Source organism: Bradyrhizobium sp. BLXBL-03, from assembly GCF_051853015.1.
Lineage (GTDB): Bacteria > Pseudomonadota > Alphaproteobacteria > Rhizobiales > Xanthobacteraceae > Bradyrhizobium > Bradyrhizobium manausense.
The window spans coordinates 6,294,369-6,315,461 of sequence record NZ_CP182470.1; the positions used below are offsets into that span (position 1 = coordinate 6,294,369).

Sequence of the window (21,093 nt, forward strand, 5' to 3'; positions counted from 1 at the left end):
CATGCCCACCAAGCGAGACGAGGGTGAGAGATGGTGGGCACGGCGCAAGGGCGCCTTTGCCCACCTACGAGAGCGGTGGAATGGAGATGGACGTTTCGATAATCGAAGACCGCAAGGCCCGCGCCCGCGCCTGGTTCGAGCGCTTGCGCGACGACATCTGCGACAGTTTCGAGCGGCTCGAGGACGACGCGCCGCACAGCCTCTATCCCGGCGCGGCCGGCCGCTTCAATCGTACGCCCTGGCAGCGCACTGACCACAGCGGGGCCAAGGGTGGCGGCGGCGTGATGTCGATGATGCATGGCCGGCTGTTCGAGAAGGTCGGCGTGCACTGCTCGACCGTGCATGGCGAGTTCGCACCCGAGTTTCGTGCGCAGATTCCGGGCGCGGCGGAAGATCCGCGGTTCTGGGCATCCGGCATCTCGCTGATCGCGCATATGCGCAATCCGCACGTGCCGGCCGTGCACATGAACACGCGCTTCGTCGTCACCACCAAGGCGTGGTTCGGCGGCGGCGCCGATCTCACACCGGTCTTGAATCGCAGGCGCACGCAGGAGGATGCGGACACCCTCGCCTTCCACGCCGCGATGAAGCAGGCCTGCGACCAGCCGGGCGGCGTTGCCGATTACGACAAGTACAAGAAGTGGTGCGACGAGTATTTCTATCTGCCGCACCGGAAAGAGGCGCGCGGGGTCGGCGGCATCTTCTACGACTGGCACGACAGCGGCGACTGGGACGCCGACCTCGCGTTCACGCAGGATGTCGGGCGCGCCTTCCTCAAGATCTACCCTGACATCGTCAGGCGCAATTTTGCGACCAGCTGGACCGCTGAAGACCGCGAGGAGCAGTTGATCCGTCGTGGGCGCTATGTCGAATTCAACCTGCTCTACGACCGCGGCACCATCTTCGGGCTCAAGACCGGCGGCAATGTGGAGTCGATCCTGTCGTCGCTGCCGCCGGAGGTGAAATGGCCATGACCACGACAAACAGCGTGATCAAACCGCTGCCCCGCGCCATGCTGATCGACATGGATGACACCATCCTGTCGGCCTATGGCCGGCCCGAGATCGCCTGGAACACGATCGCGGAGGAATTCGCCGAAGAGCTCGCGCCGCTGCCGCCGCCGCAGGTCGCCACCGCCGTGCTGGCCTATGCACGGCAGTTCTGGTCGACCGCGGGAGCAGAGTGGCGCATGAAGCTCGGCGAGGCCCGCCGGCTGACGGTGCGCGGCGGTTTTGCCGCGCTCGCCGCGAGCGGCCATCGGGCGCTCTCGGACGATCTCGCCGATCGCCTCGCCGACCGCTTCACAACCTATCGCGAGGAAGCGATCTTCGTCTTCCCCGGTGCGCATGATGCGATCGACGCCTTCAAGGCCCACGGCGTCAAGCTCGCGCTGGTCACCAATGGCGCTGCCGACATGCAGCGCGCCAAGGTCGAGCGCTTCGAGCTGACCCATCGCTTCGATCACATCCAGATCGAGGGCGAGCATGGTTTCGGCAAGCCCGAGGAGCGCGCCTATCTGCATGCGATGGAGGCGCTCGGCGTCACCGCCGAGGACACATGGATGATCGGCGACAATCTGGAATGGGAAGTCGTCACCCCGCAGCGCCTCGGCATCTATGCGATCTGGCTCGACGCGCATGGCGAGGGCCTGCCCGAGGGCTCGACCGTCAAGCCCGACCGCATCATCCGCTCGCTGACCGAGCTGGTGCCGGGCTAGGTTTTCGAAAACAACCCCATGCACAGTAGGCGGCTGCTGCAGAATCAATGCTTGCCGCACAACGCAACGCGACTGCGGATTTTACGAAAATTTGTTGCTCCGTCGGGCAAAACAGGCGTATGATGCCATCGTGGGATATTGCGATCGACGCGCCTCTCGGTTCGTGAGCGCACTGCGCATCCCCGCCTGTGGTCGGGCTGTCATGACAAATTGCTAGCCTCGCATCAGTGTCAAGCGAAAGGACCAGGCCATGGAATTGAAACCCGGCGATGTCGTGATGCTGAGATCGGGCGGCCAGCCGCTGACGGTGGCAGAGGTCAAGGGTGAGGACGTGCTGTGCCTCTGGATGGGCATGGAAGGCGATCTCTTCCGCGAGACGCTGCCGCTCGCCACCCTCGTCCAGGTGGAAGAAGACGACGAGGACGAGGAAGAAGACGACGAGGACGACGAGTAGGCGCATCTCACCGGGATTGATGAGCTGCTCGCTCGGACAGGAGCGCCTGCCGGCGATCATCACTCCCGATTATGAGAGCGATCCAGGCGGCCCCCGTCACGTGGCGGTGTCACCATGGGGCGTGCGCCTGGCGAGTGCCGTGCGTACCATTCGGCCAAGATCTGACCTGCGATACGGCTTCGCCAGCAGGAGGACGCCCGGATCGAGGCGCCCGTGATGCACGATGGCGTTGTCGGTATATCCGGAGGTGAAGAGCACCTTGAGGCCGGGCCGCCGCCTCACGGCCTCGTCGGCCAGATCACGCCCGTTCATGATTCCCGGCATAATGACGTCGGTGAACAGCAGGTCGACGGCATCGCCCCGATCGATACAGGCCAGCGCTTCCTCAGCGTTGCTCGCAAGGATCGTGGTATAGCCCAGGCTCCGCAGCTGCGCGCCAACGTAATCGCGTACCAATGCTTCGTCCTCGACGACCAGAATGGTTTCAGTTCCGCCCTCGATCGGCGTCGCCGGTTGGGTGCGCAACTGCGCTTCATCGTGCTCCCCTGCCGGCGGCAGATAGATCCTGACCGTCGTTCCAGATCCTTCCTCGCTGTAGATCTTGATGTGGCCGTTCGACTGTTTGACGAAGCCGTAGACCATGCTGAGGCCGAGCCCGGATCCCTTGCCGGAATGCTTGGTCGTGAAGAACGGATCGAACACCTTGTCGCGGATCGCTGCTGGGATGCCTTGCCCGGTGTCGCTGACGGCGATCATCACGTAAGGTCCCGGACGAACGTCGCCGTTTGCCCTCGCATAGTCCTCGTCAAGGTGGACGTTCTCGGTCTCCAGCATGAGCTTGCCGCCGGCCGGCATCGCATCGCGCGCATTGACGGCAAGGTTGACGAGAGAGTTGCTCAGTTGGCTCGGATCGACCAGGGCAGGCCACACATCGTCCGCCAACATCGAATCGATCTCGACGTTGTCGCCGAGCATCGGCTGCAACAGCCGGGCCGCATCGATGACCAGCGCATTGACGTCCGTTCGTCGCGGCTGCAACGGCTGCAGACGGGAGAAGGCGAGCAGCCGATGGGTCAGGTCCGCGCCGTGCGTCGCGGCCTCGTCGATCATTTTCGCGACCGCGGAAAGCTCTGGATTGCCGGCAACGCCGTCCTTCAGAATCTCGATGGTGCCAAGAATGACGGTGAGCATGTTGTTGAAGTCGTGCGCCACCCCACCTGTGAGCTGGCCGACGGCTTCCATTTTCTGGGCCTGCACCAGTTTCCGTTCCAGCTCGGCCTTGCTCTCCAGCTCGTACTGGGCCTGCATGAAGCTCGATCGCATCCTTTCGAGCGAGCGGGCCAGCGCATCGATCTCGTCGACCGACGATGCCACGTTGATCGGTCGAGAAAATTCCATGAGCCCGATGCGCGCACTTTCGGCCGACAAGAGCTCGATCGGCCGCGCGATGCGCGTACTGAACCATATCGCGGCAAACGAGGCGATCAGCATGCAGCCGACGACAAGCGCTGCGCCAATCGCCAGCCTATCCGTGCCCACCCATCCGAAATCCGCCGAGGGCGCGAGCGTTGCAATCCAGAAGGTTTGACCTGCGGGGCGCACCGGATGGAACGATGCGAACCAGATGTTTCCGCTTTCTTCGACCTGGAAGATCTCGTTGGGAGGACGTCCGCGATCCCGCCAGGCCCGGTATGACGCCGTCAGCGGCAGCACTCCGAGCGCGTCGACAGGCTTCAGCAATGCCTTCCTGACGGTCTCGCTGGTCCAGCGCGGGTCGCGCGGCAGACCCAGCGCCTCGCCGGCGTCGGTCAAAATCGCCACCAGTCCGGAATTGGTGAAGCGGACCTGCTGCGTAAAGTTCGTGATTTCGCGAAGCGACACATCGCTGGCGATGGCGTAGCGGTGGCCGTCCGGAGCGGTCCACCGCACCACCGCCGACAGGCCCGGCTCACCCGAAGAGACGAACTGATAGGGCGCCGTCCAATGGATATCGTCGTCCTTTGGCATCGCTGCCGCGGCCAGAAACCACGGACGCTGTCTGGCATCGTAGTCGGTCTTTCGCAGCTCGTCGCCGACCACCCGGTCGCTCTCGTCGTAGGTGATGAAGCGCCCGACGCCGCCACGCACGTCCGGATCGGTGAGGCGGTTGAACCAGCGCCCGTTGCCTTCCGACGAGATCAGGACCTCGCGACCGTCGTCGCGCGCGATTGCGAACGACGTGATTCCGCTGGTCCCTTTCAGGATCGGGCGAAGCAGAGCGTTCGAGGCGTCGAGACGATCGACATCGATCAGTCCCTTGATTCCCCATTCGCGTTCGAGGCGAGCGATCGCCTCGACCCTGACGAATATGCTCTCGAAATCGGCGGTCACCTGTACGGCGGCACGGCCGCTCTCCGAGGCGGCGAGCTGCTTCACCAGCGGCCGATAGAGCAAGAAGTAGATGCCGATGGCGCAGATCAGCAACGCCACAGAGACGAGCGCAACGCCTCCGAACACCAAGCCGCGCCGAATCGACCACTTGCGATCCATACGGCCCAGGTCGGCAACTTGTTCGGGCTGCAGCAAGCGATGTCCCCGATCAGAATCTTGATCACCTGCACTCTAGGGATTGATGGCTTCTTGTGGAACCAAGGAATGCAATCAAACTGCCGGCTTTTCCGCCAAGATGGCTCGCACCCGCGTCAAGGGGCCGACTTTGCGGGCGGTAGCCGGGTCTGCTCCAAGCAGGCAACCGGCACATAGGCGAACATCTGATGGTGTCGCCAGGCATCTTTGCCAAATCGCACGACGGCCCCGTGGTCCCGGGAATGTGACCCATCGTGAAGCCGTGATCTGTTGGCCCTTTGCCGTCGCGCGCCAGCTAAGGAGGCAGCGACATCTGGAGAAAAACGATGCGTTCGATTTTGGCTATGAGCCTTTTGATCGCCCTGTGCGGCGCTGCCAATGCAGCGACGGTACATCACCCCCATCGGAATGCTGCTGTGCGCTCCCAGCAGGGCGCACCGGCTTCCGCTTCGAGCTTTGCCTACGCGCCAGCTGAGCCGCCGGCTCAATTCCGATCCGGCCACTCTTCCTGTGACCAGCCCGAACCGTATTTCGGCGCCTGTCAGGGCTATGCGCCCGGCGAAAAAGAGCGGTTTCTGCACAGCCTGTACGGGCCGTGACCATTTCGACAGCGCATGGCGTGGATTGAGCTCGTGGCTTGTAGGATGAGTTGGAGCATCAGTGGCCATTCTGTTGGCCCTCGTGCTGTACATCGCCCATATTTACGATCGATCGCCCGTTCCGGCCTTCCTCGAGCTCGCCGCCGTCGCAATCATGGCCGCTTTGCTTGTCCTGCGCGGCGCGTTGCTACCCTGTTTAGCGCGTGGCGAATGGCGAAGCGCGACCAAACATGCGTTCGCATGTCGCCTTCGGATCAGACCCGGCGCAACTTCGCGCGGCCGCCGTCACTATCGTGGTGCTTGGGGCAATCGCGGCATCGTGGCCAGGAGCGCGGCTCTCCGGGAGAGCGCCGACCACCAACGACCGAGCCTGGTGTGCTTCTGCAGGAGTGCCAGCCCTTCCGGGGCCAACACAAAGTAGCCGATCATCGGCGCGAGGTGGATGTCGGCCAACGACAAATCCTCACCGGTGAGGTATTGCCCCTGGCCAGCCATTGTCTCCAGCGCCGCAAGGACCTTTGGCGCTGCTTCCAGGCCGCGTTCAACCTCGCTCTCGTCGACCGGTCGCCTCATGGCGGGCCGGAAAACCCTGTGCGAAAAGACCTGTCTCACCAGGGGCCAATAAGCGTAGCTATCCACGATCGACATGATCTGACTGCAGCGCGCGCGTGCTCTCGGCTCGGTCGGCTGGAGCTTCGGACCATCAAAGGCCTCATCGACGTATCGCGTGATGGCGCCCGTCTCGTAAACGGCGAAGCCGTCGTGAATCAGCGCGGGCACACGCTTGAACGGATGGATGGCAAGATAGCTTGCTGGCACATTTTCGGAGAACGGATCGACTTCGAGCCAATTGTAGACCACGCCCTTTTCATGGAGAGCCAGCCGAGCGATCCAGGAATATACGCTGTACTGGTAGCCGTAGAGTTCGACGGTCATTTGCCCTGTCATCTTACCCCTTCTTCCACGTTCCAAAGTGAACATTCCCCTGCCGCTTAGTAGAGGCGGGCTCGCGGTCGCGAGGAATGATGTACAGGAGCTGCGGCAGAATGGTTTCCGGCGAGAAGTAGAACGGCCCTTCGCCGATCCTGATGGCCCCCATGCGCGTGTAAAACCCTTCCGCGGAAGGTTCGGCGTTGATCATCAGGGCGCCGGCCTTCATCCCGAGCGTGCTCGTTACGGCTGCCTCGAACAGAGCCCGACCGATTCCGCGTTTCCAACACGGTGGATCGACATACAGGCCGTGAAGCAGAGCGATGCCTTGAAGTCCCGGCAATGCCCAGACCACGCCAATGGCTTTGCCGGCATCTTCCGCGACCTGGACATGTCCCGAATTGATCAAGGGCACCGTGATCGTCAGCGCCGGCATCACACGATCGATGAACGCTTCGTCGTGCCCTGCATGCATCGTCGCGCGGACGCAGAGGCGCGTGAGCTCACGCTGCTCGTCCAGCCTGGCCGCTCGAATTCCGTAGACGTTCATTGCACCTCCGCCGCTCTCCAGCCGACCCTCTATTAGACTCTGCAATCTCTGCCGCGGTTGCCGCCGGCCTCATCCTGCCGCCAGATCTTGCGACACACATCCTCATGCGGTTCTGCACAGCGCGAATAGCTGGTACCGGAATGTTGTGATACAACCCCTGGCTGTCGGGAAAGCATTTCCGACTATTTTCTGGAGGTACCCATGCGATCGTCGTTTGGCTTCGCCGTGCCGTCCGTCGTGCTTACTTTGTCAACTGTCTTGCTGTGCAGCACATCAGGCACGGCACTGTCGCAACCCACACCAAACTCCTTGCTGCCCGCCGTTTCGGTCGAAGCGCCGAAGCCCAGACCGACCGTTGCGCCACGGCAGGGGCCAGCGACCGTGACCTCTCACCACCGCGCCAGCGGCTCATCATCCGCTCAAGATCCGGCGTTCGCGCCGGGCACACCATTGGCGAGGCTTGCCAAGCTGGAGCGATCCGCCGGCAGCTGCAACGGTGGCTGCGAAACCAGCTATCGAGTCGGCAACGCGCCCTGGGTCGGATGCAGCTTGAGTGGCGGCTCTGAGCCTTACACCAGTCATTTCTCGGCAACGTGCCGAGACACGCTGACCTACAATACCTACGCCCAGTGCGTCGAAACCAAGGCCTTCCTCGGCGCATCGCCCCGAGAGACCAGGTGGCTTTGCACCAGCCTGCTGGCCGGAGGCAAGCTGGCCGGCGAAAGGCAGGTCGCCGAAAGCCGCCGCTAGTCCACGCCGCCGTCAGGAGCGCCGTCCGGAATGCCGGGCGGTCGCTTCCTGTTTACCCCCGCCGCATCCCGCCGGCTGATATTTGCCGCAGCCCTCGGCGATCTCGGATGACGCCCCGGATGTTCGATGCTGACAGGATCTGCCAGCAGCGCGTGATATCAGCCGACATGTCGCGCGCTCAACGCCTTCTTGACGTGATCCAGCTCCTGCGCAGGCACCGTCGGCCGGTCGCGGCAGGCCGGCTGGCCGAGGAGCTGGGTGTCTCGCTGCGGACGATCTATCGGGACATCGAGACGCTGAAGGGCCAGGGAGCCCACATCGATGGCGAGGCCGGCATCGGCTATGTGCTGCGGCCGGGGTTCATGTTGCCACCGCTGATGTTCTCGGAAGAGGAGATCGAAGCCTTGGTGCTGGGCGGCCGGTGGGTTGCGGCACAGCCGGACGAGCCGCTCGGCAACGCGGCCAAGAACGTGCTTGCGAAGATCGCCGCCGTGCTGCCGGACGATCTGCAGCGGAGCCTGGAAACCTCGGGCCTGATGGTCGCGCGCCGCGATCCGGCGGCAGGCGACGCCGAATTGCCTGTCATCCGGGCCGCCATCCGCAACGAGCGCAAATTGCGCATCGTCTACAGCGACGAACGGGACAACCGCACCAATCGCACGATCTGGCCGATCGCGCTCGGGTTCTTCGACCGGGTCCGCATGGTGGCGGCCTGGTGCGAGAGCCGCAGCGACTACCGCCATTTCCGCACCGACCGGATCGTGTCGATCACGCTGACGGAGCGCCGCTATCCACGCCGCCGCCCCGATTTGCTGCGGGAATGGCGGCAGCGGGAATGCATCAGCGAGCACTGACCATGCTGACAGAAACTGGCAGTACCTTCAGTTAAGCGTCGGCCATCGCCAGCTGAACAGGAGATGCAAATGGCCGACTTCAACCTCGTGGTGCTCTATGTCAACGATGCGCAAGCGAGCTCCACTTTCTATCAGACCCTGCTGGGCTGCCCCGTCGCGCAATCATCCCCCAAATTCGTGGTTCTTCCGCTCGGGAGCGGCGTCATGCTCGGCCTGTGGCAGCGGGATGCGGTCGTGCCGCCATCTATTGCGGAGGCCGGCAGCAGCGAGATCTCATGGGCGGTCACAGACGCGGAAGCCGTGCGCGCGACCTTTGAGACGTGGACGACCCGCGGTGTCAGGATTGCGCAGCCTCCGACCGCCATGCCCTTCGGAGACACCTTCGTCGGACTCGACCCCGACGGTCATCGCCTGCGCGTGCTGGCGACCGCCGCTTAAGGACTGGACTGCTTCGCGTGCGAGGCTGGGTGTTTGGCACTGCCGCGACCAGCCTTTCCGTCGCAGCGCCTCGACGGGGACGCCCTAGAGATGCCGATCGCCGAAGCGCCGATTGCGTGGAGCGAAAAGTCTGACTAAGGCGCGATGAGATTTCATTAGATCGTCATCACGCTCTTTGTTCGAGCATGATCGCCGCGCAAACGCGTTCCGCGTTTGGCGCGAGGGAAAACCGCTTCACACTTTTCCGGATCATGCTCTATGAAATTCGGATGAATTCCGAATCGCCCCCCAGTTGGCCAGTCGTGGAGCCACCACCCTTCCTGCCCGCGCCGCGTCGCCGGTGGCCGCTTGCGCTCCTCGTGGCCGTTGTCCTAGCGCTCGCAGGCGCCGCGGGCGGTTATGTCTGGCTGAATCCGGGGTTTTTCATTCCCTCCGCGGGGCGCGAGGCTGCGGAGGCCGATACCGGCGCCAATGACAAGGCTGTCATGACGGACCTGCTCGCCACGCAGCAAAAGACGGCTGACGATTTGGCCGCGCTCGAAAGGGCCGTCGCCGATCAGCAGGAGCAACTGAAGGCGATCGTCAGTCAGCTTGCCAATCTCAGTTCGAAGATCGAGGCTCTGAAGAGCCCGGCCCCGCAGCCACCGGCCGCACCGTTCCCGTCGCCTGGGCCTGTCACGTCGATGCCGCCAACTTCAGGGCCTCCTGTCGCGCCAGCTCAAGCGGCGCGCGTCCTCCCAAGGCAGAAGAAGCCGCCGCGCGTAGCGACCCCGACGGGTCCGATCTCGGTCGGGGGAGCGCCGCTGAACGCTGCGCCCGCGATGACCGCGCGCTGAGCAAGTCCGTCTAAGCGATCAGCTCCGCTCGACGGATCCTGCAAATTAATCCCGGTTCACTAGCCCAATCCTACCTAGGTATGGTCGCTTCATACCTGTGCGCGATGGCGCCGACGAGGTGCTCGGCGTTACCAATACATGCAGAGTGACAAGCAGCGGAACCGGTCTTCCGAGCCGGCAGTTGCGGGACGCGGCCGGCGGCGTAATGCCCGTCGGCCCTGCTCCAGATCTTGCCGCGCTTCGCTCAGCTGATGCTTACAGCCATGGTTGGTGCGGAGAGTACGCCATGAGAAACATCGCTGATCTCTTGATGTGGTTCTGGCCGGGACGCCAGACCGCGGCCAATACCGAGGTCGCGGATATGGCTGACAACCGGGATCGATCCAGCATGGCTGATTTTGTCCGGATCCTGCAGACCTACGATCAGGCTCAGTGGGGCACGAGCTAGGGGCGTCGGCGCCAGTCCGGCATACGGACGTCCGAGCCACCCAAAGCCGAGATCCGCGTCGCGCGAATACCCTTTAAGCGATCAGCTGCTTTGCCGCCGCCGAGATCATCACCAGACCGCCGGTGATCACGGCGACGTCGAGGATCGCGGTGTGGATGTGCACCGGCATCCGTTCGACGAAGGCTTTGGCCAGGAACGCGCCGGGGATGGCGATGCCGCCGATCAAAAGCGCGAAGGCGAGCACTTGCGCGGTGACGGCGCCGGCGAGGCCGAACACCGAGATCTTGATGAGGCCGGTGCCGAGCGAGATCATCGCATCGGTTGCGATCACGGCGGCGCCTTCGAGGCCGGCGGCCATCAGCAGCGAGAGCAGGATCACGCCGGAGCCTGACGTGCCGCCGACGAGGACGCCGTAACCGACCGAGCCCGCGGCCAATCCCGTGTCGCCGATCCTGACCTCGCGGCGACGGAGCGCGCGGCGCAGCGGCACGCTCAGGATCAGCATGGTGCCGATCACGATCGCGGCGCCGGCGTTGGTGAGGCGGGTGTAGCCGTAGGCGCCGAGCCCCGTCGTCAGCGCGGCGCAGGCGAGCACGATCGCTGCGCGGCGTCGGTCAGCGTAGCGGAGATAAGCGACAGCGCGGCTGGAATTGGTGAACAGCGCCGAGATCGCGATGATCGGCACCACCGGCTCGGCGCCGACCAGAGGCACCAGCACCAGCGGCATCAAGGCGCCGGTGCCGTAGCCGGCGAGACCACCGATGATGGAAGCGAACAACGCCATCATTGCGACCAGCAGCAGCTGGAAAATCGAGATGTCGGCGAAGCCTGCGACGATGGTCAATGTTTCTCGCGAGTGGCGCGTGCTGCGGCTTGATCGGCGATGGCAGCGAGTGCGGCTTGCTCTAGTGGAAAATCGGCTGCAAGCCAAGCGTCCTCGGCGAGTGTCAACACATGTCCGAGCGCAGGTCCTTCCGCCATGCCGCGTGCGATGAAGTCGGCGGCCTTCAGCGGGAATTTCGGCGCGGTCCAGCGCTGCGGCAGCTCGGCGAGCTCGCGCCAGCGCGACGAATTGGCATCGCTGCCGCTGCGTGCCCAGGCCAGCAACACGCGATCGTGATAGCGCTCGGGGCCGAGCCGGTAGAGCAGCCGCCGTGCACGCGCCTCGTCCATGGCGGCAAAGCGCCACCAGCGGTGGCCCATCGAATCCAGCGCCTTGGCTTCCGCATTGGAGAGCCGAAGGCGCGTCGCGACACGCTTGGCGTCCTCGGTGACGGCAACAGTCAGCGCCGCGAGACGGCGCGTGGGGCTGGCCGTTAGGCCCAGCGTGCGCTCGATCGCGATCATCGCCGTCAGCGGCCCGGCATAGGCGACGCCGCCGATCATCGCCTGCAGCAGGCCGGCATCGACCATGGCCAGCGCGGCGGCGGATGCGCCTTGCGCCACCAGCAATTTCAGCATTTCCATGCGCAGCCGCTCGGCCGAGAGCGTGGCAAGGCCGGCGCGGCCGCGGATGCAGGCGAGAGTGGCCTCGCGGTCGGGCTCGCCGGCGCCAAAGGCGGCGTGGATGCGGAAGAACCGCAGGATGCGCAGGTAATCTTCCGCGATGCGCTGATCGGGATCGCCGATGAAGCGCACGCGGCGCGCCTTGGCATCGGCGATGCCGCCGACATAGTCGTAGACGACGCCGCTAGCGTCGACCGACAGGCCGTTCATGGTGAAGTCGCGCCGCTCGGCGTCCTTCACCCAGTCGCGGCCGAAGGCAACCTTGGCCTTGCGGCCGAAGGTCTCGGTGTCCTCGCGCAGCGTCGTGACCTCGTAGGGCGCGCCGTCGATGACCAGCGTGACGGTGCCGTGGTCGATGCCGGTCGGCACGCACTTGATGCCGGCGGCCTTCGCGCGCCGCACCACCTCCTCCGGCAGCGCCGTGGTGGCGATATCCATATCGCCCGGCGGCAGGCCGAGCAGCGCGTTGCGGACGGTGCCGCCGACCACGCGCGCCTGCTCGCCGCCAGCGCCCAGCAGTTGCAGGACGCGCGCGGTCCCGCCTGCAGTCAGCCAGGGCGCACCCGCAAGGATCGGCTCCGCGCTCATCGTCCGGCCCTTATCTTTCGGTGCCCGGCACGAGCTTGCCGTTCTCGATATGGGCGGGAACGTAGGTCGAGTTCGGCGCAGCGCCGGAGAAATGCGCAAGGCCGACCAGGCCGGCAATGACGAGCACGAGCGCCACCAGGATGAGGCGCGCGACGATGGTAACAGGCCAGGACGATTGCACGAACAGGCCGGACCGCGTGGCGGCCAGGAACAGCGCATAGACGGCAAAGGGGATGAGGAAGATTCCGATCTCGGTCAGAACCGGCCGGATCATGATGAATAGATCCGCTCATACAGCACACGCAGCATTCCGGCCGTGGCGCCCCAGATGTAGCGCTCTGCAAACGGCATCGCATAGTAAAACCGCTCCATGCCGCGGAATTCCTTGCTGTGGACCTGGTGATTGGCCGGATTCATCAGGAAGGATAGCGGCACTTCGAATGCGTCATCAACCTCGGAATGGTTGATGTTGAGCTGAAAACCGGGCCTGACACGGGCGACCGTGGGCAGGATGCGGAAGCCGAACGCGGTGCCGTAGAGATCGAGATAGCCGATCGGCTCGACGAAATCCCGGGATAATCCGACCTCCTCCTCGGCCTCGCGCAGCGCGGCGTCGAGCGGCGAGGAATCGATCGCGTCGATCTTGCCGCCGGGAAAGGCGATCTGGCCGGCGTGGTCGTTGAGATGCGCCGAGCGCTGCGTCAGGAGGATGGTCGGCTCGGGATGGTCGACCACCGCGATCAGCACCGCCGCAGGGCGCACCGGCTGCTCGCGCGCGACGATCTCGAGCATCTTGTCGGTGCCGGGATCGCCGGAGGCGGGGATAATATTCGGATCAAAAAGTGCGGCCGGCACGTCGAAGCTGAGCCTCGCCTTGGAGCGGGCGAAGAAATCCGCGGCTCCCATCGCGTACTTGGAATCGCTCTTGGAGATAGGCTTGTTCAAAGCGCGGCCCTCACCTGCTCCGCGTCGGCCATGGCGAAGAACTCGCCGGCCGACTCGACGCCAAACATCGGCTGGCCATCGACCATCCGCTCCTCGCCCATGTCAACCAGATCGTAATAGAGCGCGCGCGTGACCTTGGCCCAGAGATCGGCGCGGACATGCAGGTAGGGCGTCAGGCCGCCATCGGCCGCCTGCTCGAAGCGCAGCCGGTGCGCGGCATCGCAGGTGACCCAGTCGTCGACATTGGTGCGGAAGCTCAGCACGGGATGGTTGTCCTCGTCGCGCTTCAGCATCTCCACCGCCATGAACGGCGCGTCATCGACGACGATGCCGACCTTCTCCACCGGCGTGACGAGGAAGTGCTTGTCGCCCTCGCGCTTGAGGATGGTGGAGAACAGGCGGACCAGCGCGTGACGGCCAATTGGCGTGCCCATGTAGAACCAAGTACCATCGGAAGCGATTCGGATATCGAGATCGCCGCAAAACGGCGGATTCCACAGGTGCACCGGAGGCAGGCCCTTTTTGGCACCTTCGGCATTGGCAGCACTTTTGGCGGCGGCAGTCAGCCCCTCGAGACCGCGATCGGCGCTCTGCCCTTGGTTCGCCATGGTTTGCCCTGACTTTGTCCGTTGGCACGATTGGTGCAGGTCTGACTTAGAAGTCTACGTGGTACGTAAGTCTACGGTTCCACCCCGGTTTCCCCCGGTGTGGAGGTCTCCACTTCGTGATGCCGTACATACCCCGAAGCCGATAAGGTGGGGATAGGTTAATTCAACGAATACATGGCGTTCCTGCAAGTCTAGCATAGGGGCCATGACGCAGATCGATGCGATAAATTCGACGACGATAAATTCGACGACGCAGCAGAGCCGCGTGGCAGGCTCGAGGAGCTAACGGATGGCAGAGAGTGTCGAGAAGCTCGAAGACGGCATCGTTCGTTCGGCCGAGCAGGTGTCCGCACAGATTCGCGCAGCGAAGGATGCGATCGGATCGGTGATCTTCGGCCAGGATCGCGTGGTCGAGAACACGCTGGTCACCATCCTCTCCGGCGGCCACGCGCTTCTGATCGGCGTTCCCGGCCTTGCCAAGACAAAGCTGGTCGAGACGCTCGGCGTCACGCTCGGTCTCGATGCCAAGCGCATCCAGTTCACGCCCGACCTGATGCCCTCGGACATTCTCGGCGCCGAAGTGCTGGACGAGAGCACCGCGGGCAAGCGCTCGTTCCGCTTCATCTCCGGTCCTGTGTTCGCGCAGCTGTTGATGGCCGACGAGATCAACCGCGCCTCACCGCGCACGCAATCGGCGCTGCTGCAGGCGATGCAGGAGCAGCACATCACCGTCGCCGGCGCGCGCCATGATCTGCCGAAGCCGTTCCACGTGCTGGCCACGCAAAACCCGCTGGAGCAGGAAGGCACCTATCCACTGCCCGAGGCGCAGCTCGACCGCTTCCTGATGGAGATCGACGTCGACTATCCCGATCGCGACGCCGAGCGCCGCATCCTGTTCGAGACCACAGGCGCCGAGGAGACGCTGGCGAAGGGATCGATGAGCGCGGATGCGCTGATCACGGCGCAGCGGCTGGTGCGCCGCCTGCCGGTCGGCGATTCCGTGGTGGAGGCCATCCTCTCGCTGGTGCGCTCGGCGCGTCCGGGTCCTGACAGCGGCGCGGCCGGCAAGTTCATCGCCTGGGGCCCCGGTCCGCGCGCCAGTCAATCCCTCATGCTCGCGGTGCGTGCGCGCGCGCTGATCGACGGGCGCCTTTCGCCCTCGATCGACGACGTGCTCGACCTCGCCGAGCCGGTGCTGAAGCACCGCATGGCGCTGACGTTCCAGGCGCGCGCTGAAGGACGCACGATTCCGGACGTGATCCGGCAATTGAAGACACGGATCGGTTGATGGCTGCAGAGACCGGGCACACGACCAAGGAGATCATCGCAATCCGACGTGCCGATGGCGAAAGCCGCACGCTTGCAGCTTCCTTGCCACGCCTGGTGCTCGAGGCCCGCCGCATCGCCGCCAACGTCATCCACGGCTTGCACGGCAGGCGCCGCGCCGGCTCCGGCGAAAATTTCTGGCAATATCGCCGCTTCGTCTCCGGCGAGCCGTCGCAGAATGTCGACTGGCGCAGATCGGCGCGTGACGACCATCTCTATGTCCGCGAGCTCGAATGGGAGGCCTCGCACACGGTGTGGATCTGGCCTGATCGCTCGCCCTCGATGGCGTTCGCCTCGAGGACCGCGCGCGAATCCAAGCTGGAGCGCACCCTGATCGTTGCCTTCGCGCTGGCCGAGCTGCTGGTCGCGGGCGGCGAGCGCGTCGGCATTCCCGGATTGATGGCGCCGACCGCAAGCCGCAGCGTCATCGACAAGATGGCGCAGGCGATGCTGCATGACGATGCCATCAGGCTGAGCCTGCCGCCCTCCTTCGTGCCCGCGGCGCTGGCCGAAACCATCGTGCTGTCGGATTTCTGGTCGCCGATACCGGAGATCAGGACGACGCTCGCGGGACTGTCCGGCTCCGGTGCGCATGGCACGCTGGTGCAGATCGTCGATCCCGCCGAAGAGAGCTTCCCCTATTCCGGCCGCGTCGAGTTCGTCGAGCCCGAGGGCTTTGGCGTCATCACCGCCGGCCGCGCCGAGAGCTGGGCGGAGGATTACACCACGCGGCTGGCGCTGCACCGCGACCAGATCCGCGCCGAGACGGCCAAGCTCGACTGGCTGTTCACGACGCACGCGACTGACCGCTCGGCCGCCGAATTGCTGCTGTTCCTGCATGCCGGCATGCAGGTGAGCAAGTCGGGCGCCCGCGTCACCTCGATCAAGGCGGGGCCGGCCGCATGATGGGATTGCCGCTCGCCTTCACCGAACCGCTGCTCCTGATCGGCCTCGTCAGCCTCCCGGTGTTGTGGTGGCTGCTCCGCGTGATGCCGCCGCGGCCGCGCCGAATCGAATTTCCGCCGACCCGTCTCTTGTTCGACATCGCACCGCGCGAGGAGACGCCTTCGCGGACGCCATGGTGGCTGACGGCGCTGCGGCTGCTGGCCGCCGCGCTGGTGATCTTCGCCGCCGCCGGCCCGGTCTGGAATCCGCAAACCGGCCTTGCCGGCAGCAAGGCGCCGCTGATGATCATGCTCGACGATGGCTGGAGCGCCGCCTCGAACTGGGACACCAGGATCCGGGCCGCCGACGAGCTGATCGCGAATGCCGAGAACGACCGCCGCGGCATTGCGCTGGTGCCGCTGTCGGAGCCGAACCGCGATATCACGCTGATGCCGGCGGGCGCGGCGCGCGTTGCGCTGCGGCAGTTCGTGCCAAAACCCTATTCGATCGAGCGCGTTGAAACTCTCACCGCAATCGATCGTTTCCTGAAAGCAACCGGCGATTGCGAGATCGCCTGGCTGTCCGACGGCGTCGACACCGGCCGCGGCGAAGAGTTCGTGGCCGGGCTCGGCAGGACCATAGGGGATCGCAGCTTGACGCTGTTCGAAGGCGGCACCTCTTCCCCGCTGGCGCTGGTCGCGGCGGAAAACGCGGCGGCGAAGATGACGGTGAAGGTGCTGCGCACCGACAGCGGCATTCTCGCCGGCACCGTGCGGGCGCTGGACCAGAAAGCCTCGCCGATCGGCGAGGCGCGCTTCACCTTCGGACCGCAGGACAAGGAGGTCGACGCCGCGTTCGACCTGCCGGTCGAGCTGCGCAATGACATCTCCAGGCTCGAGATCTCCGGCGAGCGTTCGGCGGGCGCGGTGCAGCTGCTCGACAAGCGCTGGCGCCGCCGCGCCATCGGCATCGTCTCGGGCTCGACCAGCGAGACCTCGCAGCCGCTGCTCGCACCGACCTTCTACCTGACACGGGCGCTGGCGCCGTTCGCCGACGTGCGGCTCGCCGACAAGGGCGCCCCGCAGCAGGGCATCACCCAGTTTTTGGACCAGAAGCTGCCGATGATCATCCTCGCCGATGTCGGCACCGTCGCGCCTGACTTGCGCGAGCGCCTCAACGCCTGGATCGCCCAGGGCGGCGTGCTGGTGCGGTTTGCCGGGCCCCGCCTGGCGCAGGCCGAAGACGATCTCGTGCCGGTCAAGCTGCGCAAGGGCGGCCGCACGCTCGGCGGCAGCCTGACCTGGGAGAAGCCGCAGCATCTCGCCAGCTTCACCCCTGACGGCCCGTTTGCCGGCGTCGCCGTCCCCAAGGACGTCACCGTGAGCCGGCAGGTGCTGGCCGAGCCAGATGCCGTGCTCGCCACCAAGAGCTGGGCCTCGCTCGAGGACGGCACGCCGCTCGTCACAGGCGAGCATCGCGGCAAGGGCATCGTCAGCCTGTTCCACGTCAGCGCCGACATGCGCTGGTCGGATCTGCCGATGTCCGGCACCTTCGTCGAAATGCTCCGGCGTGTCGTCGACATGTCCGGCTACACCGCCAAGCCCGGCCCCGGCGTTGCCGCTGAAGCGACCGCCGAGACGCTGGCGCCGCTGCATATGCTCGACGGCTTCGGCGCCTTCGGCCCGCCGCCCGCCACCGCCAAGCCGCTGACGGCTGATTATCGCGACCGCGCCACGCCGGACCATCCGCCCGGCTACTACGGTCCGGCAGAAGGACCGCTCGCCGTGAACACGCTCGCCGCCGCCGATCGCATCGCAGCCCTCAACACCGCGCCGCTGCACGCAAGGCGCGCCACCTACACCAATGCCGAGCCGCGCGACCTGCGCGGCTGGCTGCTGTCGACTTCGCTGGCGCTGTTCCTGATCGACGCCCTCATCGTCGCGCTGCTCGGTGGCGGCCTTGCCGCGCTGCTGCGCCGCCGCGCCGCGCCCGCCATGATCCTGCTTGGCGTCTTGCTCGCAGGTGTCGCGGCGCTGTCGCCGACGCCCTCGCGCGCCGACGGCGTCTCGGACGAGTTCGCGATGAAGTCGACGTCGCAGACCCGCCTTGCTTATGTGGTCACCGGCAATGCCGACGTCGATTCCATCGTCAAGGCCGGCATGTCCGGCCTGACGCTGTTCCTGGCCCAGCGCACCGCGCTCGAGGCCGGCGATCCCGTCGGCGTCGATCCCGCGCGCGACGAGCTCGCCTTCTTCCCGCTGATCTACTGGCCGATCGTGCCGGGCCAGCCGAAGCCGCCGCAGGACGCCATCAACAAGATCGAGGCCTATATGAAGCAGGGCGGCACCGTGATCTTCGACACCCGCGATGCGGTCGAAGCACCGCCCGGCGATAACGGCGCCGCGCAGACGCCTGGCATGCAGGCGCTGCGCGAGATCCTGTCCTCGCTCGACGTGCCCGAGCTCGAGCCGGTGCCGCGCGAGCACGTGCTGACCAAGACGTTTTATCTGTTGCGCGACTTCCCCGGCCGCTTCAATTCAGGCCAGACCTGGGTCGAGACGCTGCCGCGCGAGGACGACGACGAGAGCGCGCAGCGGCCCGCCCGCGGCGGCGACGGCGTCTCGCCGATCATCATCACCTCCAACGACCTCGCCGGCGCCTGGGCGCTCCGGCCCGACGGCCAGCCGATGCTGCCGCTGACGCCGGGCGAGCCGCGCCAGCGCGAATTCGCCTACCGCGCCGGCGTCAACATCGTGATGTACACGCTGACCGGCAACTACAAGGCCGACCAGGTGCACGCGCCGGCCCTGATCGAACGGCTGGGGCAATGATGCGGGTGACGAGCTTGAACCACACGCCCAGTCATTCCGGGATGGTCCGAAGGACCAGACCACAGGTGCGCATTGCGCACCGGGGAATCTCCAGATTCCGGGTTCGATGCTTCGCATCGCCCCGGAATGACGTTGATAGGTCTGCCTGATGAACTACGGCATCGCCTTTACGCCGCTTGTCCCCGCGATCGTCCTGTGGATCGCGCTCGCTGCGATCGTCCTCATCGCCATCGTGCTGCTGCTGGCGCGGGCGCGCGGCGCGGCGGTGCGCGTGGCGGCGCTGGCGCTGTTCCTGCTGGCACTCTCCAATCCCTCCTTCACGCGCGAGGACCGAGATCCCCTCACCTCGGTCGCCGCGGTCGTCGTCGACAAGAGCCCGAGCCAGAATTTCGGCAAGCGCAACCAGGAAGCCGCCAAGGCACAGGAGGCGCTGGTCGACAGCCTGAAGAAGATCAAGGGGCTGGAGGTGCGCGTCGTCGAGGCCGGACAGGCCGACGGCGAGACCGACGGCACCAAGCTGTTCGGCGCGCTGGCCTCCGCCCTGTCGGACGTTCCGGTGGACCGCGTCGCCGGCGCCTTCCTGATCACCGACGGCCGCGTCCACGACATCCCGGCCAATGCCGCCGCGCTCGGCTTCCAGGCGCCGGTGCAGGCCCTGATCACCGGACAAAAGGATGAGCGTGATCGCCGCATCGCGATCACCGCGGCGCCGCGCTTCGGCATCGTCGGCCAGAACCAGACGATCTCCTATAAACTCGACGACCAGGGCGTATCAGGCGAGCGCGCCAAGGTCACCGTGCGCCGCGACGGCGAGGTCGTCAACGAGCGCACGCTTTCGAGCGGCCAGAGCGCGAGCGTCGATGTCGAGATCAAGCATGCCGGCCCGAATATCGTCGAGATCGAGGCCTCGCCGCTCGAAAGAGAATTGACCCCGGTCAACAACCGCGCCGTCGTCGCCATCGACGGCGTGCGCGACAAGCTGCGCGTGCTGCTGGTCTCGGGCGAGCCGCATTCCGGCGAGCGCACCTGGCGCAACCTGCTCAAGTCCGACGCCAGCGTCGACCTCGTGCATTTCACCATTCTGCGTCCGCCGGAGAAGCAGGACGGCACGCCGATCAACGAATTGTCGCTGATCGCGTTTCCGACGCGCGAGCTGTTCCAGCAGCACATCAACGAATTCCAGCTGATCATCTTCGACCGCTACGCCCGCCAGGGCGTGCTGCCGATCCCCTATTTCGAGAACATGGCACGCTATGTGCGCGCGGGCGGCGCCGTGCTGGTCTCGGCAGGCCCCGACTATGCCTCGACCAGCAGCATCTGGCGCACGCCCCTGGACACGGTGCTGCCGGCCGAGCCGGTCGGCGTCACGGAGAAGCCGTTCTATGCGCATTTGTCCGACATCGGCAAACGCCATCCGGTGACGCGCGGGCTGGAGGGCTCGGCGTTCGAGCCGCCGCATTGGAGCCGCTTCTTCCGCACCGTCGAAACCCGCAATGCGGTCAGCCCGCCGGTGATGACGGGCGCGGACGGCAAGCCGCTGCTGTTCCTGTCGCGCTTCGGCGAGGGCCGCGTTGCGCTCTTGCTGTCCGACCACATCTGGCTGTGGGCGCGCGGCTACGAGGGCGGCGGCCCGCATCTCGATCTGCTCAGGCGGATGTCGCATTGGCTGATGAAGCAGCCTGATCTCGACGAGGAAGCGCTTCGCTTGCAGGTGCAGGGCAAGGATCTCGTCGTGGTGCGCCAGACCATGGCTGATAGCGTGCAGCCGGTGAGCGTGACCTCGCCCTCCGGCGTCTCGCATGATCTGACGCTCAGCGCCGGCGATCCCGGCGAGTGGCGCGCCAGCCTGCCCGCGAACGAGCTCGGCCTGTGGCAGGCGACCGACGGCACGCTGAAGGCGCTGATCAATGTCGGCCCGACCAATCCGAAGGAGTTTTCGGAAGTCACCTCCACCACCGAGACCCTGAAGCCGCTGACGCAGGCGACCGGCGGCAATTCGGTGCGGATCGCCGATGGCGGCAGCGTCGAGCTGCCGCGCATCGTCCCGGTGCGCTCAGCGAGCGTCTTTGCCGGTGACGGCTGGATGGGCGTGCGGATGCGCGACGCCAGCGTCGTCAAGGGCGTCGGCGTGCTGCCGATCTTCGCCGGCCTGATCGGGCTCCTGCTGCTGCTCGGCGCGTTTGCAGCGACCTGGGTGCGTGAGGGGCGGTGAACTAGTTGCCGAACGCCACATCTTACGTTCCGCCCGCGCAACCCGACCCCA

At 65.6% G+C, this 21,093-nt stretch carries 21 protein-coding genes; 13 read left to right on the top strand and 8 right to left on the bottom strand.

What is annotated here, in order from left to right:
* The first annotated feature begins 86 nt into the window (after positions 1 to 86).
* The 3 genes from hemF to ACNJX9_RS30140 all read left to right on the top strand — a co-directional run bounded on the left by hemF (position 87) and on the right by ACNJX9_RS30140 (position 2,171).
* The gene (gene hemF, locus ACNJX9_RS30130; RefSeq protein ID WP_205668293.1) at positions 87 to 974 is read left to right on the top strand and encodes an oxygen-dependent coproporphyrinogen oxidase; all 888 of its coding nucleotides are present in this window, start codon (positions 87 to 89) and stop codon (positions 972 to 974) included.
* Positions 965 to 1,717 (top strand): HAD family hydrolase, encoded by a 753-nt coding sequence (locus tag ACNJX9_RS30135; RefSeq protein WP_439405582.1) that lies wholly within the window; start codon positions 965 to 967, stop codon positions 1,715 to 1,717. The genes hemF and ACNJX9_RS30135 overlap by 10 nt, the downstream gene beginning before the upstream one ends.
* 250 nt (positions 1,718 to 1,967) lie before the next feature.
* On the top strand, positions 1,968 to 2,171 hold the full coding sequence (locus ACNJX9_RS30140; protein ID WP_057757098.1) for a YodC family protein: 204 nt from the start codon (positions 1,968 to 1,970) through the stop codon (positions 2,169 to 2,171).
* 96 nt (positions 2,172 to 2,267) lie between these two features.
* Here the strand turns inward: ACNJX9_RS30140 and ACNJX9_RS30145 are convergent, their stop codons facing one another.
* Positions 2,268 to 4,736 (bottom strand): ATP-binding protein, encoded by a 2,469-nt coding sequence (locus tag ACNJX9_RS30145; RefSeq protein ID WP_439405584.1) that lies wholly within the window; start codon positions 4,734 to 4,736, stop codon positions 2,268 to 2,270.
* Positions 4,737 to 5,062: 326 nt separating this feature from the next.
* Here ACNJX9_RS30145 and ACNJX9_RS30150 point away from each other — a divergent pair, with 326 nt between their 5' ends.
* Positions 5,063 to 5,335: a hypothetical protein gene (locus ACNJX9_RS30150; protein WP_439405586.1), complete on the top strand. Its 273-nt coding sequence runs from the start codon at positions 5,063 to 5,065 to the stop codon at positions 5,333 to 5,335.
* 288 nt (positions 5,336 to 5,623) lie between these two features.
* Here the strand turns inward: ACNJX9_RS30150 and ACNJX9_RS30155 are convergent, their stop codons facing one another.
* Together ACNJX9_RS30155 and ACNJX9_RS30160 are read right to left on the bottom strand one after the other, a co-directional pair.
* Positions 5,624 to 6,271 (bottom strand): glutathione S-transferase family protein, encoded by a 648-nt coding sequence (locus ACNJX9_RS30155; protein WP_439405588.1) that lies wholly within the window; start codon positions 6,269 to 6,271, stop codon positions 5,624 to 5,626.
* A gap of 13 nt (positions 6,272 to 6,284) precedes the next feature.
* On the bottom strand, positions 6,285 to 6,815 hold the full coding sequence (locus ACNJX9_RS30160) for a GNAT family N-acetyltransferase (RefSeq protein WP_057757094.1): 531 nt from the start codon (positions 6,813 to 6,815) through the stop codon (positions 6,285 to 6,287).
* A gap of 201 nt (positions 6,816 to 7,016) precedes the next feature.
* On the opposite strand from ACNJX9_RS30160, the gene ACNJX9_RS30165 reads away from it, so the two are divergent.
* The 5 genes from ACNJX9_RS30165 to ACNJX9_RS30185 all read left to right on the top strand — a co-directional run bounded on the left by ACNJX9_RS30165 (position 7,017) and on the right by ACNJX9_RS30185 (position 10,141).
* On the top strand, positions 7,017 to 7,565 hold the full coding sequence (locus tag ACNJX9_RS30165; RefSeq protein WP_063958332.1) for a hypothetical protein: 549 nt from the start codon (positions 7,017 to 7,019) through the stop codon (positions 7,563 to 7,565).
* Positions 7,566 to 7,732: 167 nt separating this feature from the next.
* Positions 7,733 to 8,419, top strand: coding sequence for a helix-turn-helix transcriptional regulator (locus ACNJX9_RS30170; RefSeq protein WP_439410152.1), 687 nt, complete (start codon positions 7,733 to 7,735; stop codon positions 8,417 to 8,419).
* A 69-nt stretch (positions 8,420 to 8,488) separates the two neighbouring features.
* Positions 8,489 to 8,857 (top strand): VOC family protein, encoded by a 369-nt coding sequence (locus ACNJX9_RS30175; RefSeq protein ID WP_439405589.1) that lies wholly within the window; start codon positions 8,489 to 8,491, stop codon positions 8,855 to 8,857.
* Between the two features lie 185 nt (positions 8,858 to 9,042).
* Complete coding sequence (locus tag ACNJX9_RS30180) at positions 9,043 to 9,693, top strand: hypothetical protein (protein WP_057757084.1); 651 nt, start codon at positions 9,043 to 9,045, stop codon at positions 9,691 to 9,693.
* A 286-nt stretch (positions 9,694 to 9,979) separates the two neighbouring features.
* The gene (locus tag ACNJX9_RS30185) at positions 9,980 to 10,141 is read left to right on the top strand and encodes a hypothetical protein (RefSeq protein ID WP_167354013.1); all 162 of its coding nucleotides are present in this window, start codon (positions 9,980 to 9,982) and stop codon (positions 10,139 to 10,141) included.
* Between the two features lie 73 nt (positions 10,142 to 10,214).
* On the opposite strand, the gene ACNJX9_RS30190 is transcribed toward ACNJX9_RS30185, so the two are convergent.
* From ACNJX9_RS30190 to ACNJX9_RS30210, 5 genes are read right to left on the bottom strand one after another with little or no spacing between them, the layout of a single operon-like run.
* Positions 10,215 to 10,985 (bottom strand): sulfite exporter TauE/SafE family protein, encoded by a 771-nt coding sequence (locus ACNJX9_RS30190; RefSeq protein WP_439405590.1) that lies wholly within the window; start codon positions 10,983 to 10,985, stop codon positions 10,215 to 10,217.
* Positions 10,982 to 12,235: a CCA tRNA nucleotidyltransferase gene (locus tag ACNJX9_RS30195; protein WP_057757079.1), complete on the bottom strand. Its 1,254-nt coding sequence runs from the start codon at positions 12,233 to 12,235 to the stop codon at positions 10,982 to 10,984. Before ACNJX9_RS30195 ends, ACNJX9_RS30190 begins: the two co-directional genes overlap by 4 nt.
* Positions 12,236 to 12,245: 10 nt before the next feature.
* Entirely contained in the window at positions 12,246 to 12,509 is a 264-nt protein-coding gene (locus ACNJX9_RS30200; protein ID WP_057757077.1) for a DUF6111 family protein, read from the bottom strand.
* On the bottom strand, positions 12,506 to 13,180 hold the full coding sequence (locus ACNJX9_RS30205) for a CoA pyrophosphatase (protein ID WP_439405592.1): 675 nt from the start codon (positions 13,178 to 13,180) through the stop codon (positions 12,506 to 12,508). Before ACNJX9_RS30205 ends, ACNJX9_RS30200 begins: the two co-directional genes overlap by 4 nt.
* A complete protein-coding gene (locus tag ACNJX9_RS30210; RefSeq protein WP_220003906.1) occupies positions 13,177 to 13,788 on the bottom strand; it encodes a DUF1285 domain-containing protein in 612 nt (203 codons plus the stop codon). Before ACNJX9_RS30210 ends, ACNJX9_RS30205 begins: the two co-directional genes overlap by 4 nt.
* A 289-nt stretch (positions 13,789 to 14,077) precedes the next feature.
* Between ACNJX9_RS30210 and ACNJX9_RS30215 the strand changes: the two genes are divergently transcribed.
* The 4 genes from ACNJX9_RS30215 (at position 14,078) to ACNJX9_RS30230 (ending at position 21,042) form a co-directional block, all read left to right on the top strand.
* On the top strand, positions 14,078 to 15,076 hold the full coding sequence (locus tag ACNJX9_RS30215) for an AAA family ATPase (protein ID WP_439405594.1): 999 nt from the start codon (positions 14,078 to 14,080) through the stop codon (positions 15,074 to 15,076).
* The gene (locus ACNJX9_RS30220) at positions 15,076 to 16,020 is read left to right on the top strand and encodes a DUF58 domain-containing protein (protein WP_439405595.1); all 945 of its coding nucleotides are present in this window, start codon (positions 15,076 to 15,078) and stop codon (positions 16,018 to 16,020) included. Before ACNJX9_RS30215 ends, ACNJX9_RS30220 begins: the two co-directional genes overlap by 1 nt.
* Positions 16,017 to 18,830: a DUF4159 domain-containing protein gene (locus tag ACNJX9_RS30225; protein ID WP_057757068.1), complete on the top strand. Its 2,814-nt coding sequence runs from the start codon at positions 16,017 to 16,019 to the stop codon at positions 18,828 to 18,830. The genes ACNJX9_RS30220 and ACNJX9_RS30225 overlap by 4 nt, the downstream gene beginning before the upstream one ends.
* A gap of 148 nt (positions 18,831 to 18,978) precedes the next feature.
* Entirely contained in the window at positions 18,979 to 21,042 is a 2,064-nt protein-coding gene (locus ACNJX9_RS30230) for a hypothetical protein (protein WP_439405596.1), read from the top strand.
* Positions 21,043 to 21,093 lie beyond the last annotated feature (51 nt).

Coding starts and splice junctions, on each gene's coding strand:
- ACNJX9_RS30170 (WP_439410152.1), top strand. CDS start 7,733: ATGTCGCGCGCTCAACGCCTTCTTGACGTGATCCAGCTCCTGCGCAGG.
- ACNJX9_RS30180 (WP_057757084.1), top strand. CDS start 9,043: ATGATCGCCGCGCAAACGCGTTCCGCGTTTGGCGCGAGGGAAAACCGC.
- ACNJX9_RS30175 (WP_439405589.1), top strand. CDS start 8,489: ATGGCCGACTTCAACCTCGTGGTGCTCTATGTCAACGATGCGCAAGCG.
- ACNJX9_RS30155 (WP_439405588.1), bottom strand. CDS start 6,271: ATGACCGTCGAACTCTACGGCTACCAGTACAGCGTATATTCCTGGATC.
- ACNJX9_RS30220 (WP_439405595.1), top strand. CDS start 15,076: ATGGCTGCAGAGACCGGGCACACGACCAAGGAGATCATCGCAATCCGA.
- ACNJX9_RS30230 (WP_439405596.1), top strand. CDS start 18,979: ATGAACTACGGCATCGCCTTTACGCCGCTTGTCCCCGCGATCGTCCTG.
- ACNJX9_RS30165 (WP_063958332.1), top strand. CDS start 7,017: ATGCGATCGTCGTTTGGCTTCGCCGTGCCGTCCGTCGTGCTTACTTTG.
- ACNJX9_RS30160 (WP_057757094.1), bottom strand. CDS start 6,815: ATGAACGTCTACGGAATTCGAGCGGCCAGGCTGGACGAGCAGCGTGAG.
- ACNJX9_RS30135 (WP_439405582.1), top strand. CDS start 965: ATGGCCATGACCACGACAAACAGCGTGATCAAACCGCTGCCCCGCGCC.
- ACNJX9_RS30195 (WP_057757079.1), bottom strand. CDS start 12,235: ATGAGCGCGGAGCCGATCCTTGCGGGTGCGCCCTGGCTGACTGCAGGC.
- ACNJX9_RS30225 (WP_057757068.1), top strand. CDS start 16,017: ATGATGGGATTGCCGCTCGCCTTCACCGAACCGCTGCTCCTGATCGGC.
- ACNJX9_RS30140 (WP_057757098.1), top strand. CDS start 1,968: ATGGAATTGAAACCCGGCGATGTCGTGATGCTGAGATCGGGCGGCCAG.
- ACNJX9_RS30150 (WP_439405586.1), top strand. CDS start 5,063: ATGCGTTCGATTTTGGCTATGAGCCTTTTGATCGCCCTGTGCGGCGCT.
- ACNJX9_RS30200 (WP_057757077.1), bottom strand. CDS start 12,509: ATGATCCGGCCGGTTCTGACCGAGATCGGAATCTTCCTCATCCCCTTT.
- ACNJX9_RS30185 (WP_167354013.1), top strand. CDS start 9,980: ATGAGAAACATCGCTGATCTCTTGATGTGGTTCTGGCCGGGACGCCAG.
- ACNJX9_RS30215 (WP_439405594.1), top strand. CDS start 14,078: ATGGCAGAGAGTGTCGAGAAGCTCGAAGACGGCATCGTTCGTTCGGCC.
- ACNJX9_RS30210 (WP_220003906.1), bottom strand. CDS start 13,788: ATGGCGAACCAAGGGCAGAGCGCCGATCGCGGTCTCGAGGGGCTGACT.
- hemF (WP_205668293.1), top strand. CDS start 87: ATGGACGTTTCGATAATCGAAGACCGCAAGGCCCGCGCCCGCGCCTGG.